General features: G+C 32.2%; 14 protein-coding genes. 2 read left to right on the top strand and 12 right to left on the bottom strand.

From position 1 onward, the window contains the following. Positions 1–2: 2 nt before the first annotated feature. The 8 genes from RSC72_RS00175 to RSC72_RS00210 form a co-directional block, all read right to left on the bottom strand. Complete coding sequence (locus RSC72_RS00175) at positions 3–2201, bottom strand: M1 family metallopeptidase (protein WP_332543578.1); 2199 nt, start codon at positions 2199–2201, stop codon at positions 3–5. A 149-nt stretch (positions 2202–2350) separates the two neighbouring features. Then, entirely contained in the window at positions 2351–2962 is a 612-nt protein-coding gene (locus tag RSC72_RS00180; protein WP_332543579.1) for a DUF4254 domain-containing protein, read from the bottom strand. Between the two features lie 83 nt (positions 2963–3045). Next, positions 3046–3231 (bottom strand): twin-arginine translocase TatA/TatE family subunit, encoded by a 186-nt coding sequence (tatA, locus tag RSC72_RS00185; RefSeq protein ID WP_332543580.1) that lies wholly within the window; start codon positions 3229–3231, stop codon positions 3046–3048. Between the two features lie 37 nt (positions 3232–3268). Beyond that, positions 3269–4936 (bottom strand): murein hydrolase activator EnvC family protein, encoded by a 1668-nt coding sequence (locus RSC72_RS00190; protein WP_332543581.1) that lies wholly within the window; start codon positions 4934–4936, stop codon positions 3269–3271. After that, on the bottom strand, positions 4936–5739 hold the full coding sequence (locus RSC72_RS00195) for a DUF4292 domain-containing protein (RefSeq protein WP_332543582.1): 804 nt from the start codon (positions 5737–5739) through the stop codon (positions 4936–4938). Before RSC72_RS00195 ends, RSC72_RS00190 begins: the two co-directional genes overlap by 1 nt. Positions 5740–5743: 4 nt before the next feature. Next, on the bottom strand, positions 5744–6766 hold the full coding sequence (locus RSC72_RS00200) for a sugar phosphate nucleotidyltransferase (RefSeq protein WP_332543583.1): 1023 nt from the start codon (positions 6764–6766) through the stop codon (positions 5744–5746). A gap of 77 nt (positions 6767–6843) precedes the next feature. Further along, positions 6844–7275, bottom strand: a complete 432-nt coding sequence (gene dut, locus RSC72_RS00205; protein ID WP_332543584.1) for a dUTP diphosphatase — start codon at positions 7273–7275, stop codon at positions 6844–6846. Positions 7276–7279: 4 nt separating this feature from the next. Beyond that, complete coding sequence (locus RSC72_RS00210; RefSeq protein ID WP_332543585.1) at positions 7280–8698, bottom strand: lipopolysaccharide biosynthesis protein; 1419 nt, start codon at positions 8696–8698, stop codon at positions 7280–7282. A gap of 94 nt (positions 8699–8792) precedes the next feature. Between RSC72_RS00210 and RSC72_RS00215 the strand changes: the two genes are divergently transcribed. Then, the gene (locus RSC72_RS00215) at positions 8793–9794 is read left to right on the top strand and encodes an NAD(P)H-dependent glycerol-3-phosphate dehydrogenase (protein ID WP_332543586.1); all 1002 of its coding nucleotides are present in this window, start codon (positions 8793–8795) and stop codon (positions 9792–9794) included. Position 9795: 1 nt separating this feature from the next. Then, positions 9796–10212 carry a hypothetical protein gene (locus tag RSC72_RS00220; RefSeq protein WP_332543587.1) on the top strand — a complete coding sequence of 139 codons (417 nt, stop codon included), beginning with the start codon at positions 9796–9798 and terminating at the stop codon, positions 10210–10212. A 78-nt stretch (positions 10213–10290) separates the two neighbouring features. Here the strand turns inward: RSC72_RS00220 and RSC72_RS00225 are convergent, their stop codons facing one another. Genes RSC72_RS00225 through RSC72_RS00240 form a run of 4 tightly spaced genes read right to left on the bottom strand, consistent with a single transcriptional unit; the run spans position 10291 to position 14298 of the window. Then, positions 10291–11199, bottom strand: a complete 909-nt coding sequence (locus RSC72_RS00225; protein WP_332543588.1) for a hypothetical protein — start codon at positions 11197–11199, stop codon at positions 10291–10293. Between the two features lie 29 nt (positions 11200–11228). After that, positions 11229–11702 (bottom strand): ribonuclease HI, encoded by a 474-nt coding sequence (gene rnhA / locus RSC72_RS00230; protein WP_332543589.1) that lies wholly within the window; start codon positions 11700–11702, stop codon positions 11229–11231. 2 nt (positions 11703–11704) lie between these two features. After that, positions 11705–13555, bottom strand: coding sequence for a M1 family metallopeptidase (locus RSC72_RS00235; RefSeq protein WP_332543590.1), 1851 nt, complete (start codon positions 13553–13555; stop codon positions 11705–11707). Then, positions 13552–14298, bottom strand: coding sequence for a lysophospholipid acyltransferase family protein (locus RSC72_RS00240; RefSeq protein WP_332543591.1), 747 nt, complete (start codon positions 14296–14298; stop codon positions 13552–13554). The genes RSC72_RS00235 and RSC72_RS00240 overlap by 4 nt, the downstream gene beginning before the upstream one ends. Positions 14299–14306 lie beyond the last annotated feature (8 nt).

The raw sequence follows: 14306 nt of genomic DNA on the forward strand, positions 1-14306 counted from the left end.
TTTTACTTCTTCGTAAAATCTATTTTTTGACCTGCTTCTTCTATTGAGAATGATTTTTTATCTTTAGAAAAAGTCAAATCTATACCGCCTTGTTCATTTGTAAATTTATTTTCTCCTTGATAATCTAACGGAATAGTTTGTCCACCAAAAACCAAGTTCAATTTATCATTTTCTGCTTTCATTACAAATTCAGCATTTATTTGTTTACTTGTAAAAGTACCTGCATAATCTTTTGGATTAATTTTTTCAATAGCTCTTGCATCTGCCATATTGAACGTATTATTCTTAAGATCAATATCTGGTAAAGCTCCTTTTGGATCTAATTTAACTGTAGCAACTTCTTTGTTAGATGGTACTTTGAATGTCCATTCTGTATTACGTTTCCAAACTTCGATTGGTAATTTTACTTCTTGTGAAGTTCCATCTTTAAAATTGATTTGAACCGTAGTTGGCATTGGCAATTGCCCTAAATTCTCAACTTTAATAATTACACCTTTTTTGTAATCTCCATCTACATATTTTACGCTATTTATTGCTTGATCTATTGTCCATTTATTCAAAAACCAACCTCTCCAAAACCATGATAATTCCTCACCCGAAACATTTTCCATCGTACGGAAAAAATCTTCTGGTGTTGGATGTTTAAAAGCCCAATATTTAATGTATTGACGTAGTGCTTTATCAAATTTTTCTTCACCTAAAATTGTTTCACGAAGAACTGTCATTCCTGCACCTGGTTTATAATACAACAATGCTCCGATATTACGCTCGCGCATATTGTCTGGTTGCGTTGTTACTGGCTCTAATCCATCTCCGAATAAATATCCACTCATTCTTTGCAAAGATTGTTTCTTGTAATATTCGCCGTTATTAAATTCTTTTGTCGAAATATCATTGATAAATGTATTAAAACCTTCGTCCATCCAACCATTTACACGTTCATTAGAACCAACAATCATCGGGAACCAAATATGTCCAAATTCGTGATCTGTAACACCCCAAAGTCCTTCTCCCTTAGAATTCATGTGGCAAAAAACAATTCCTGGATATTCCATTCCACCTTCATTTCCTGCAACATTTACAGCTGCTGGATAAGGATATTCTGACCATTGTTTAGAATAATGTTCGATAGATGCTTTTGTATATTCTGTCGATCTTCCCCAAGCCGCTTGTCCGTCACTTTCTACTGGATAGGCAGAAATTGCTAATGATTTTTTACCACTTGGTAAATCAATTCTCGCTGCATCTAAAATAAAAGCTGTAGATGATGCCCAAGCAAAATCGCGCGTATTTTGCATTTTAAATTTCCACGTTTTTGTTCCTTTAGCCGTTTTATCTGCATTATTTACCTCATCTGCTGAACGAATAACAACTGTTTTCTCGCTATTTTTTGCTTGATCCCATTTCTTAATTTGATCTTTAGTATAAACTTCTGTTTGATTCAATAATTCACCCGAACCAACCACATAATGACTTGCTGGAACCGTAATATTTGCCGTTACATCACCATATTCCAGATAAAATTCTCCAGCGCCTAAATACGGTAACGTATTCCATCCCATAATATCGTCATAAACTGCCATGCGAGGAAACCATTGCGCCATTGTATAAATCTTTCCATTTTTAGTCGGCTCAACTCCCATTCTATCCGCACCATATTGTGGTGAAACAAAAGAATATTCTACTTTTATTTTAACTTTTCCTCCACGAGATTTCAATTCATTTGCCAAATCAATTTGCATACGCGTATCCGAAATTGTGTAATGCGCATCTTTTCCATCAATCTGAACAGATTTTATCGTGTAACCTCCTTCAAATTGTGATGTAGAATCGCCATAACGACTACCAGACATTGGCAATAATGAGCTTCCACGAGAATCTTTTTTGAATAAATTTTGATCTAATTGTAACCACAAAAATTCTAAATTATCAAAACTATTGTTGGTATATGTAATTTCTGAAGTTCCTGAAATTTCGTTTTTTTCTTCGTTTAGACTTACGTTTAGATTATAATCTGCACGATTTTGCCAATAATTATGACCTGGTTTTCCACTTGCAGAACGAGTTTCTGTTGCATTATTTTGATAGAAAAATGGTTTGAAAGCTTCTTGATAATCATACTTTGGTTTTTCTTGTGCCAAAACACTTATCGAAAATAAGCTTAATCCTAAAAGAATTGGTTTTAAATAATTTTTTCTCATGTGTGATATTTTACAATAAAGATAAAAATACCTTATATTCTTTACAATACAAGATGACTTATAGTAATTGTTCTAAAATATTTCATTTTTGGGCATAAAAAAATCCATTTAAAATAAATTAAATGGATTTTTTAGATTTAGTATAAATCTTATTTTTTGTTTGCATAAAGTACAGGATTTAAATCCTCATCGTTATACATTTTCATTTGTTTATAAACTTTCATGTATTTATCTCCGTTCTCAAAATCTGTTAACAGTTCTTCAATTGCTATTGATAAATCTTGATGTTGTTGATTTAATACGTCTAATTTTACTTGACAAGCAGCTTTGTGCTCTGGTGTTGCATCTGTACGCTCTGCTTCTTGTTTCATGTGATAAACTTTTAGCGACAAAATCGAAAAACGATCCATTGCCCAAGCAGGAGATTCTGTATTGTATTTAGCATCTGCTTTTACTTCAACATGATCATATTGTTGTAAAAACCAGCTATCCACGTACTCTACCATATCAGTACGTTCTTGGTTAGATTTATCAATCCAACGCTTTAAACTTAATGCTTCAACAGGATCAATTTGTGGATCACGAATAATGTCTTCTAAATGCCATTGAACTGTATCAATCCAGTTTTTTTTGTATAATAAATGTGCGATTAAATCGTCTTCACTATACGGATTTTCGATTTGACGATTAACATCATCAAATTGGTGATAATCATTAATACTTTGATTAAAAATTGACCAAGCTTTATCTGTAAATTTCATTTTCAGAATTAGTATTTAAAATAAAAGCATCGTAATTAAAAGTTGTTCAACTACAATGCTCAATTATTGAATTAAAATATAATTTAATTTTCTTTCTTTTCAGAAGTTGTATCTCCTTCTGTTGGTTTAGTATCATCTTTAGATGCTTTCTTAAATTCGTTTAAACCCGAACCTAATCCACGCATTAATTCTGGAATCTTTTTACCCCCGAACAATAGCAATACAAATAAAAGAATTACTATCCACTCTTTACCACCTAACATTCCCATATTGAATTGATTTTAATGCAAATATATAATTAATTTCTTACATTCCTGCAACCCAAAGTGCAGGATTTTGTTTCGTTGTTCCACTCCAAACTTGGAAATTCATCACTGTTTCTCCATCACCATTTGTGTAGATAATTCCTAAAGATTGACCTCGTTTTACGACATCGCCTTTTGAGACACTTACACTAGATAAATTTGTATAAACAGAGAAGTACGAACCATGTTTTACCAAGACAGACTTTCCGTTACCAGAAATAACCATTACTTGTTGAACAACTCCTTCGTAAACAGCACGTGCATTTGCACCTTTGTATGATGAAATATCTACTCCACTATTTTGAGTTGTAATATTTGATAAAACTGGATGTGAATTAGCTCCAAATCTACTTACTACAGTTCCTTTATCTACTGGCCAAGGCAAACGCCCTTTGTTTGATACAAATTCTCCTGATATTCCGTCAGAATCTGGACGCTCTGGCAAAGTTTCTGATGGTTTTACAGCATCTACTTTTACCACACGTTCTTTTTCTGGTACTTTTACCACAACTTTTTGCTCAGCTTCTATTCTTGCTTTACGCTCAGCCTCCGCTTTTGCAGCAGCAATTTTACGAGAATCTTCTTCTTTTTGCGCTTTAAGACGAGCATCTTCTTCAGCTTTACGTTGTGCAATAATACGTTGACGTTCTGCTTCTGCTTCTCTCTCTAATTGTTCAAATTTATTCACCTCTGTTTTTGCCGTAGACACAAAACTTCCAGATGGATGATGTGTTAAATACGATTGGTATGCTTGCTTTGTATGAGCCGAACGAGCAATATTCCATGCTTTTGCATCATTTTCTATTCGTAAGACAGCCGTTTTAGCAGATTTCACATAATCTCCTTTCGGATTATCTTTCAAATATTCGTTATATGATGCGATTGTATTTCCACGTTTTGCTTCGTTCCAATCTTTTAAATCTTTTTCAGCACGAATCTTGGCTTGACGAATTTCTTCTTCAATAATAGATTTTATTTGCGCATCAATTTGGCGTTGTTGTCCTTCTTTTGCATTAATCTCTGCAGCAATTACACCTTCATTTTTACGAAATTCTTCTACAGCCTTTTCTTTCGTTAAACGTTCTTTTTCAAGGTTTTGAGAAAATAGAACTTGTTGAGAAAGAACTTTCTCTTTATCGTCTTTTGCTTTTTCTTTCTTCGATTTTTTCTGTTGAATATCAGTTTGTTTTCCTATAATTTCATCAGCTTGACCTGTTTTGTATGCCGAATATTTTTCTAAATATTTGACACGACGATATGCTTCTCCTAAACTATTAGACGAAAGCACAAAAAGCAATTTATTTTCTACTGATTTATTCTTATATGCACGAACTAAAACATTTTTATATTCCTTTTTTAGCTCGACCAACTCACGTGAAAGTTTATTAATCTCCAATTGAGTTAAATAAATTTCATCATCAAGAAAGTGTTTCTCTTTAGATAAATTACCTACTAATTTTGTCTGAACTTGAATTTTTTTCGTCAAATTTTGGACATAATCAACATTTAACTTGGAGTTTTGTTTATTCACTTCAAGTTGCTTATTCAGATTTATAATCTCTTTTTTTAACTGTGCATTTTGCTTTTGTAAGTTCGCTTTATTGTACGGAACTTGCCCAAAAACAGCCAATGACAGTGTAAAAAGTATGGTTGATAAAATAAACTTCATTATTTTATTTCTTTTTTCTTATACCCATCTGGAATAGAGAATGGTGTATTCGTTTCTTGAAACGTAAAACTATTATATTCCAAATCTATTTGTCTCGTTTTTTTCTCTTTTATAATAATTTTAACATTTTTCGGAAATTCTTCCTCTCCTGCCTTTACCCAATTACTATAAGCTAAATCAACTTCCATTTTACGTTTTGGATCTTTAAGATGTGCTTCTTTTAGACGAAAAGCATTGTCAAAAACGTAAATTTGGATGTATTCTCCTTCTTTTGGAGTTGTTGTAATTGCTTGATTTTTATTATAAACAATTGTATACTCATTATTAATAAATGTTGCAGTATAATCTGTCGAATTAAAATCTACAAATACCTTTCCTAACAATAAGTTTTGTAATTTTTGATAATCGATAAAATCAACTTTTAACAATTTATTTGCAATCGTAAAATCGCCTTCATAATATGTACCACCAAGTTTCTCAAAAGCTGCGAAACCATTTGGTGTAATTAGTGCGCGAGCACCTGTAAAACCAAACTTTGTAGCATTAACCCATATCTTTTGCCCATTTTTTACTGCAATTGTGGCATTTGCATCACCCGCAATTTCTTCTAAATCGGCTGTCACTTTAGCTTTGATCGTTAAATCTTTGAAAGTCGATTTTTTAGCCAATGTTTGTTGAATAATTTTTGCTGAAGCCGAAACAACTTCCGTTTTTTTATCATTCTCTACTTTTGCTACTTTTTGCGTATTACATGCTGTTGCAATAAGTCCTAAACAAAAGATATACGTTAATTTTTTTATCATAGTTTTATGCTTCGTGCGATTTGAAATCTAACTCAGAATAATCTCCTAAACTAATGCTACGAGAAACACCATAATATTTGGCGTGATTTCCTATCATTGTATCAGTAAGATTTGCATTAATGATAGTTGAATTTTCTTGAATCAAACTATTATCAATATTAGAGTTTTCAACAACTGTACCGTTTCCTAATGAAACAAATGGTCCGATTTTAGAGTTTTTAATCACAACATTTTCTCCAATAAAACATGGCTCGATGATTAAAGAATTTTCTATTGTTGCCGAATCAGAAACTCCAGCAAAATCTTCTTTATCTAAATTAAGAACACGAGTATTGGTATCAACTGTTACAGCTTTATTTCCGCAATCCATCCATTCGTCAACTTTCCCAAGTTTGAATTTATCTCCTGCAGCACGCATATTTTCTAATGCATCTGTTAATTGATATTCACCACCTTTTTGAATATCGTTTTCTATCAAATATTTTATTTCTTTGTATAATTTCTGTCCATCACGGAAAAAGTAAATTCCGATAATAGCTAAGTCAGAAACAAATTCTTTTGGTTTCTCAACAAAATCTGTAATAATTTCATTTTCGTCCAATTTTACAACGCCAAAAGCAGAAGGATTATCTACTTGTTTTACCCAAACAACTCCATCAGACTCCATATCTAACTTGAAATCTGCACGAAATAATGTGTCTGCATATGCAACAACAGTTGGTCCGTCTAAGGCTTCTTTTGCCATCCAAATAGAATGCGCTGTACCGAGTGGCTCTAATTGATGTCTGATTGTTCCTTTAGCGCCTAATTTTTCTGCAATTGAGATTAAATCTTTTTCTACCTCATCGCCAAAATCTCCAATTACAAAGACAATTTCTTCGATAGGTTCTGAACTAACTTTCGCAATATCTTCTACCAAACGATGTACAATTGGTTTTCCTGCGATAGGAATTAAAGGTTTTGGTGTAGTTAATGTATGTGGGCGCAAACGTGATCCACGTCCTGCCATTGGGATAATAATTTTCATTTTTGAGTTAAATATATCTTTAGTTAGATTGTTAATTGTTAATGAAATTCTTCGACAAGCTCAGAATGTCTTTTTTATTATTTTCCTGTACTTCCGAAACCACCAGCTCCGCGTTCAGTATCATTTAATGCTTGAGATTCTTCCCATTCTACGGTTTCATGCTTTGCAATAACCAATTGCGCAATACGATCGCCGTCATTTATTGTACACGCTTCGTTAGAAACATTCGCTAAAATAACACCAATTTCTCCACGATAATCTGCGTCTATTGTTCCTGGAGAATTAAGACAAGTTAAGCCAAATTTTAATGCATTTCCACTTCTTGGGCGAACTTGTGCTTCATAACCTGCTGGCAATTCAATACTCAATCCTGTTGGGATTAATCTTCTTTCCAAAGGTTTTAATTCGATTGGAGCATCAATGTTAGCTGTCAAATCCATACCAGCAGATAAAGCTGTTTTATATTCTGGTAAAGCGTGTTTTGAGATATTGATAACTTTTACTTTCATCGTTTTATTTTCTTAATTTTTTTAATGTATTCCTTTCAGCAAATGCAATAAATGCAATATAAATAATCAAAATAAGATTACCAATAATCAAATTAGAACCGAGAACAAAATAATTTGTCCAAGCTAATACGATTGCAATTCCCATGTAAAATACAATTTTGTTGACTTTGTATGGAATTGGATATACTTTCTGCCCCCAAATGTACGAAATCACCATCATTACACCATACGCAATTAAAGTTGTCCATGCAGAAACCATAAATCCATATTTTGGCAATAAAATTAGATTTAGAATTACGGTTATTGCTCCACCAACTAAGGAAATTACCGTTCCGATATTTGTTCTATCAGTCACTTTATACCATGTAGATAAGTTGTAATAAATTCCGAAGAATAGATTAGCGATTAAAATAATTGGCACAATATCTAATGCATTCCAAAAAGAAGAATTTGGAATAAATATTTTCTTAATCCAATCTAAATTTGCTAAAATCGCAAGAATAACTACGTTACAAATAATACTAAAAAAGAATAAAATATTCGCGTAAGTCTGTTTTGCATCGCCTTTTTTGGCTGCTTTAAAGAAAAATGGTTCTATTCCCATTCGGTAAGCGGTTACAAAAAGCGTCATTAAAGTTGCAATTTTATAACATGCAGCGTAAGAACCTGCAGAAGCTTCGTCAATTAAATTTCGTTGAACTAATTTGTCAAAATTTTCATTCAAAATATATCCCAAACCTGCAATCATAATCGGATAGCCGTATAAGAACATGGTTTTGAATAAAGGTTTATCAAACTTGAATTGAATATGACGAATCACGCCTAACAAAAGAAAAACGCCTAAAATACTCGCAATTAAATTGGAAATAAATGGATAAGAAATTGTGTTATCAAAGCCTAAATCGACCATAAAATCAGTAGATACGTAATACAACAAAGCTATTGTTAAAACAGCTTGAAAAACATTCTGAAAAACACGAATTGCTGAGTATAAAATCGGTCGGTTCTTGAAACGTAGAACTGCAAAAGGAATCACACAAATTGTATCGAAAAAAGCAATCCAACCAAACCATAATAAATATTCGGGATGATCGCTATAATTTGAAAAATCTGCCAAAGGTTGTAGAAACAAATACAACAAAATCATCATCGCAGATGAAGTAAGCGTCATAAACCAAAAAGATGTATTCAGAACTTTTTGATACAATCCTTCTTCTGTTGCATAGCGGAAAAATGCTGTTTCGAATCCGAAAGTTAAAATAACATTCAAAAAAGAAACCGCAGCATATAGCTGTCCGAAAATAGAAAAATCTGTATTTGACGTTTTACCAATAATAAATGGATTTAACGCAAACATGATTAATCGCGGCAAAATTGAGCCAATACCATAAATAATGGTCTCACTAAATAGTTTTTTGTACAAGGCCGTTAAAATTTTTACAAAATTGAGCTTCTTTTACTAAAATACAAAATAGGTAAGCAACAAATTAATAACTTTGTAAGTCAATAAATATACTATGATAGAGTTATCTAATCGTAAAGTTGGATTAATAGGGAATGGAAGCTGGGCTACTGCAATTGCAAAAATGTTGAGCAAAAATCTCGAAACCTTCAATTGGTGGGTAAAAGATGAATATGTAAAAGGTTATTTGGAGCGAAATAAACACAATCCAAATTATTTGACTGATGTCGAATTTAATTCAGATCGATTAAAAATTTCAACTGACATCAACGAAGTTGTCATGAATTCTGACATCATATTTTTGGTTGTACCTTCTATTTATGTCGAAAACTGCCTTAGTAAATTAACTGTTCCATTAACAGATAAATTTGTCGTGACATCCATCAAAGGAATTATTCCTGACCATTACCAATTGGTAGGACAATATTTATTTGACAATTTTGATCTTAAAGAAGAACAACTAGGTATTGTTAGTGGACCTTGTCACGCAGAAGAGGTTGCATTAGAGCGTTTATCGTATCTAACAATTGCGGCACAAGAAGAAAGTAAAGCACAAATTATTGCTGATTTTTTATCTTGTGATTTTATCAAAACAAAATTATCTAACGATATTTATGGAACAGAGTTTGGAGCTGTTCTAAAAAACATTTACGCAATTGCTGCTGGTATTGCACATGGTTTGGGTTATGGAGATAACTTCCAAGCTGTCTTGATGAGTAATGCAATTCGCGAAATGAATCATATCTTGAAAACAGCAAGTCCAATGAAACGTAAAATTAACGATTCTGCATATTTGGGCGATTTATTGGTTACAGGTTATTCTTTTTTCTCTCGAAACAGAATGTTCGGAAATATGATTGGAAAAGGATACACCGTAAAATCTGCTATTTTGGAGATGAATATGGTTGCAGAAGGTTATTACGCAACAAAAGGTGTCGCAATTATGAACGAAGAGTACATGATTAATGCTCCAATTATCAATGCTGTACACAAAATTTTGTATGAAGATAAAAATGCAAAAAAAACCTTCGAAAAATTATCTAAAAAATTAGATTAAGATGATTAAACAAGATTTTATTTCAAAATATATTCAAGAATTGAATAAAACTTTAGCTCGAATTATTTCGCTAGAAGTTGGAAATTCTGATGATGGCTTCTTGATTATTTTCAATCAAATGTTACAATCTTACTATAAAGTTGATGATAATAATTTGGCAATTTTACTAGAAGAAAATGAAGAACGTGATCAATTTTTGTTGGCAGATGAATTGAAAAAGAAAAACATCTTGACGTTTATGAAAGCAATTCGTGTTTATTTGAATCAAGGTAATAATGATAAAGCTAAAGCGTCTTACGCTGTTTTAAAAAGAATAGAAAGTATCAATTCGGGTATTTTTCAATTCCCAACAGAAGAAGATAATTTAATTGCAAAAGAACGAAAAGTTGTCGAAGAAAAAATGAAAAATATAGGATAAAAAGAATCCTACTTCATATTTTAAAAGCATAAAAAAAACTCCTGAAAATTTTTCAGGAGTTTTTCATTTTGTAGAATATTATTTCTTCATTCTTTTATCTGCTTCATCCAGCCAAGGCTTATAATCACAGTGTTTTTTTATGGTTTCATAAATCGCGGTACTATTCGGATCATTCGGATTCAATTCATAAATCAACGTATTTAGAAAACCATTTTTGATAGAAGGACTTTTTATTTTTTTAAGTAATGCATCAGCCGAAAAACCTTGGTATAAATCTTCTTGTAAATGCGTTAATACAATATTGCGATAGCTTTGGTATGTTTTGTAATCATCATCATTATCCAAATCAATTTTGTTTAATTCATCCAAAAAATCAACTGGTAACTGCTGCGAAGTAGGATTGTAGTACGCATACGTGTCCTTGTACATGTACAACAAATTAATAAAATCGTAATTCAGATTTTGTTCCTCTGTTTTGATAAACGAAGAATTAACATCTAATTTTTGAAGATTTTTGAAAACGTTATCGTGAAATGTTTTAATTTTTGATCTAAAATCAATTGGAGAAAGTTGAAAAAGCGCTGTATTATTGGTTAGAAATTGATCTGTTTTAAAACTTTTCTGAACCAGATAATTATTTCGATTTTCACCTTTTCCAGAAAATTTAAATTGATTTTCGATTTGATTCAAATCTGCATTCAACACCAAGCTATCACCAGGAATCAAATAAATTGTAAATTCTTCTCGGTCTATCGAAAGCTTTTTATAACCTTCATCAACTAATTGAATTGTATCCGAAAAATTTCCATCAAAATCTAACGCAAAAGCTTTTTCACGATTATTCAATAATACATAAATGCTATCTGTTTGCGCATTCGCAATTCGTCCACCAAAGTAGATGCTTTCGCTTTTTTTTGAGCTTGGCGAACAACTGTAAATTGTAATTAAAATTAGTGGGAGAAATCTCCACCATTTATTCGTTTTCATTATTTTTTCTCCTTCACAAAATTAGAGAATTATTCTTCATTTTTATGAATTTCAAAGTAAGAATCTATCTTAAAATTTGCAGGATCATTTGCCGCTTTTACAGCCAATTTATCCGCTTCTTCATTCCAATGATGACCTGCGTGACCTTTTATCCACTGAAATTTTACACGATGAATCTTATAAACCTCCAAAAATCTTCGCCACAAATCTTCGTTTTTCTTTCCTTTGAAATTCTTTTGTAACCAACCAAAAACCCAACGTTTTTCCACAGCATCTACCACATATTTGGAATCCGTGATAATGGTAATTTCGGTATTTGTAAACTTTAGCGTTTCCAAAGCTGTAATTACTGCCAACAATTCCATGCGATTATTGGTTGTTAATCGAAAACCTTGCGAAATTTCTTTTTTAACTTTTTTCTCAGTTTCCAACAAGATACAACCAAATCCTCCTGGACCTGGATTTCCTAATGATGAGCCGTCTGTGTATGCAACAATTGCCATTTTTATGGTTTGTAATTTAACATTGTATCAATTGTTTGACGCGCTACAAAATGATAATTTGGACGTGCATCTTTGTAAATATTCTTTGCTAAATCGAGTTGATTTGTTTCTTTCAGCGCTAAATAAAGTGGTTCTAAAAATTTACGACGACCAACATTTACCAAAAATTCTTTCGCATTTGTGTTGACTTTATCATAATGCAATAAAAATGATTTTTCGAACCAAGCACATTCAATTTCTGGATTTTTAGAATTTGTAAAATCATAAATAGAATCTAAATAAGCTAAATCATCTTTTGTATATTTTGTCTGATCAATTTGACGAATAAAATGAACCCATTCATTCGTAGATTTTGTAGAAATAGCCACTTTTTTCGGAGCAACTTTATTTCTTCCGTTTGTAATATCTTGTTTTAATTGCGCTTCAGCTAAATCAAATAATTTTGATGTTGGTTTTTTGAAATCTTTTGGCCAACCAGTTGTATAAATCCATTCTTTTACAAAAGAATCATCTCCGTTTGTCAAATTAGCTTTCAAATAATCAATGAATTTTTCTGTGGTAATAGTTTGAAAAGCATGCGAAGAAAAATATTGATTCAAAAATTTATCAAACTTTTCTCGACCATATTTATCTTCTAACATTTTCAAAAATAAATAACCTTTGTCGTAAGGAACATCAGAAAAAGCATCATCAGGATTTGCACCTTTCATATCAACTTTTAGTGAAGTATATTTTGCTGGAATATTTTTCATCGAAGTTTCCAAATCTTGAAAACCAATTACCGAAATCATATCCGCATAATCTTTTCCTTCTAATTCTTCCATAATTCGACGCTCAAAATAAACCGTAAATCCTTCGTTTACCCAGAAATCATCCCAAGTAGAATTCGTTACCAAATTTCCCGACCAAGAATGTGCCAATTCGTGCGCAATAAGATTCGTCATAGAACGATCACCGACAATCGCCGTTGGCGTAGCAAACGTTAAACGTGGATTTTCCATTCCTCCAAAAGGAAAAGAAGGTGGTAAAACCAACACATCAAACTGTTCCCACGGATATTTTCCGTACAATTTTTCCGCAGCCGTTACCATATTTCCCATTTCGGCAAATTCCCATGCAGCAGCTTTTAACAAACCTGGTTCTGCATAAACTCCTGTTCTGTTATCGATTGGTTGATATTTTACATCGCCAACAGCCAAAGCAATTAAATAAGGTGCGATAGCTTGTGGCATTTTGAACGTATAAATTCCGTCCGCAGATTTTTCTTTTGGATTGATTGCACTCATCAAAGCCATTAAATCTTTTGGCGTTTTTACTTTTGCATCATACGTTATACGAATGCTTGGTGTGTCTTGAATTGGGATCCAAGAACGTGTCAAAATCGCTTGACCTTGTGTCAATAAAAAAGGTTGTTTTTTATCGTGTGTTTGTTGTGGATTAAGCCATTGTAGTGCATTTGCATCTGGAGAAGTTTTATAAAAAACCTTTACAATTGTATCATTTGGCGTAACATCAATAATTAATGCTTGACCTTTTATTGAGTCTTTTTCGCCTAATTTATAAGTAGTTTTTTGTCCATTTGCTAATAAAACAGAATCAATTGTTAACTTTTCTGTATCTAAAATAAGTTGTTTTGCTTTATTATTTGCAAATGTATAAGCCGCCGAACCTTTGATTTGTTGTGTCGCAAAATCAGTCTCGATATCTAAACTTAAATGTTTAATTCGTGCTTTATCTAAATCTGCAAAAGTCTGGTTGTCTTTTGCTTCAATTTCTGTGGTAGATGAGATTTGTTTATTGCAACTTACCGCTGTTAAAGCAGTTCCTAAAGCGATATAAACTAAATTTTTCATTGTTCTAAATCTTTTAAAATCGTATTGAAAGCGGCTTCTTTTAAAGCGGCTTTATCTTTTTTTATTTCCAAATCTTTCGTTTCGAAAGTGGCTAATAATCTAACTTTAATTTTCCCTGGATAACCTCTAAACCAACTGAACGGAAACATTTTGTTCAAACCATGAATTGCAATCACAGCCAAGGGTGTTTTCGTTTCGATCGCAATATTAAATGCGCCATCTTTGAAAGGATCCAGATAAATTTTGAATTCTTTTTCGTTGGTAACACCACCTTCTGGAAAAATAAAAATGCTGAGATTTTTGTCTAATTTCTTCTTCGCTTCGGGATAAACTTGTGCTTTACTTCGCGCACTTGTACGGTCAACGGGAATACAAATTCGTTCGAATATTCGACCAAAGATAGGAATTTTAAGCAATTCTGCCTTGCCTACAAATACAATAGAATGATGCTTTAGGATTGTTAACATCAGCATAATATCCATTACTGATGAATGATTGGCTATAAAAATGTAGTTTTCTTTTGGATCAAGAGGAACCATTTTTTCATAATCAATTCTGAAACCTGTTCCATACAACACAAATTTCCCCCAATACCTAATAAACGGATAAATGTAAGGAAATGTTTTATCGAAATTTGCCAATGGTAGAACGATAAAAACACCTATTGTTAAAACATAAATTGCAGCGATTAGAATCATCCAAATGCGCCAAATAAGGACAAAAAAACCTGTAATGTATTTCATTGAGTTGG

Origin of the sequence: Algoriella sp. (assembly GCF_036647415.1) — a bacterium.
In the GTDB taxonomy this organism is placed as follows: Bacteria; Bacteroidota; Bacteroidia; order Flavobacteriales; family Weeksellaceae; genus Empedobacter.

Coding starts and splice junctions, on each gene's coding strand:
- RSC72_RS00195 (WP_332543582.1), bottom strand. CDS start 5,739: ATGATAAAAAAATTAACGTATATCTTTTGTTTAGGACTTATTGCAACA.
- RSC72_RS00215 (WP_332543586.1), top strand. CDS start 8,793: ATGATAGAGTTATCTAATCGTAAAGTTGGATTAATAGGGAATGGAAGC.
- RSC72_RS00235 (WP_332543590.1), bottom strand. CDS start 13,555: ATGAAAAATTTAGTTTATATCGCTTTAGGAACTGCTTTAACAGCGGTA.
- RSC72_RS00175 (WP_332543578.1), bottom strand. CDS start 2,201: ATGAGAAAAAATTATTTAAAACCAATTCTTTTAGGATTAAGCTTATTT.
- RSC72_RS00200 (WP_332543583.1), bottom strand. CDS start 6,766: ATGAAAATTATTATCCCAATGGCAGGACGTGGATCACGTTTGCGCCCA.
- tatA (WP_332543580.1), bottom strand. CDS start 3,231: ATGGGAATGTTAGGTGGTAAAGAGTGGATAGTAATTCTTTTATTTGTA.
- rnhA (WP_332543589.1), bottom strand. CDS start 11,702: ATGGCAATTGTTGCATACACAGACGGCTCATCATTAGGAAATCCAGGT.
- RSC72_RS00180 (WP_332543579.1), bottom strand. CDS start 2,962: ATGAAATTTACAGATAAAGCTTGGTCAATTTTTAATCAAAGTATTAAT.
- RSC72_RS00220 (WP_332543587.1), top strand. CDS start 9,796: ATGATTAAACAAGATTTTATTTCAAAATATATTCAAGAATTGAATAAA.
- RSC72_RS00190 (WP_332543581.1), bottom strand. CDS start 4,936: ATGAAGTTTATTTTATCAACCATACTTTTTACACTGTCATTGGCTGTT.
- RSC72_RS00225 (WP_332543588.1), bottom strand. CDS start 11,199: ATGAAAACGAATAAATGGTGGAGATTTCTCCCACTAATTTTAATTACA.
- RSC72_RS00240 (WP_332543591.1), bottom strand. CDS start 14,298: ATGAAATACATTACAGGTTTTTTTGTCCTTATTTGGCGCATTTGGATG.
- dut (WP_332543584.1), bottom strand. CDS start 7,275: ATGAAAGTAAAAGTTATCAATATCTCAAAACACGCTTTACCAGAATAT.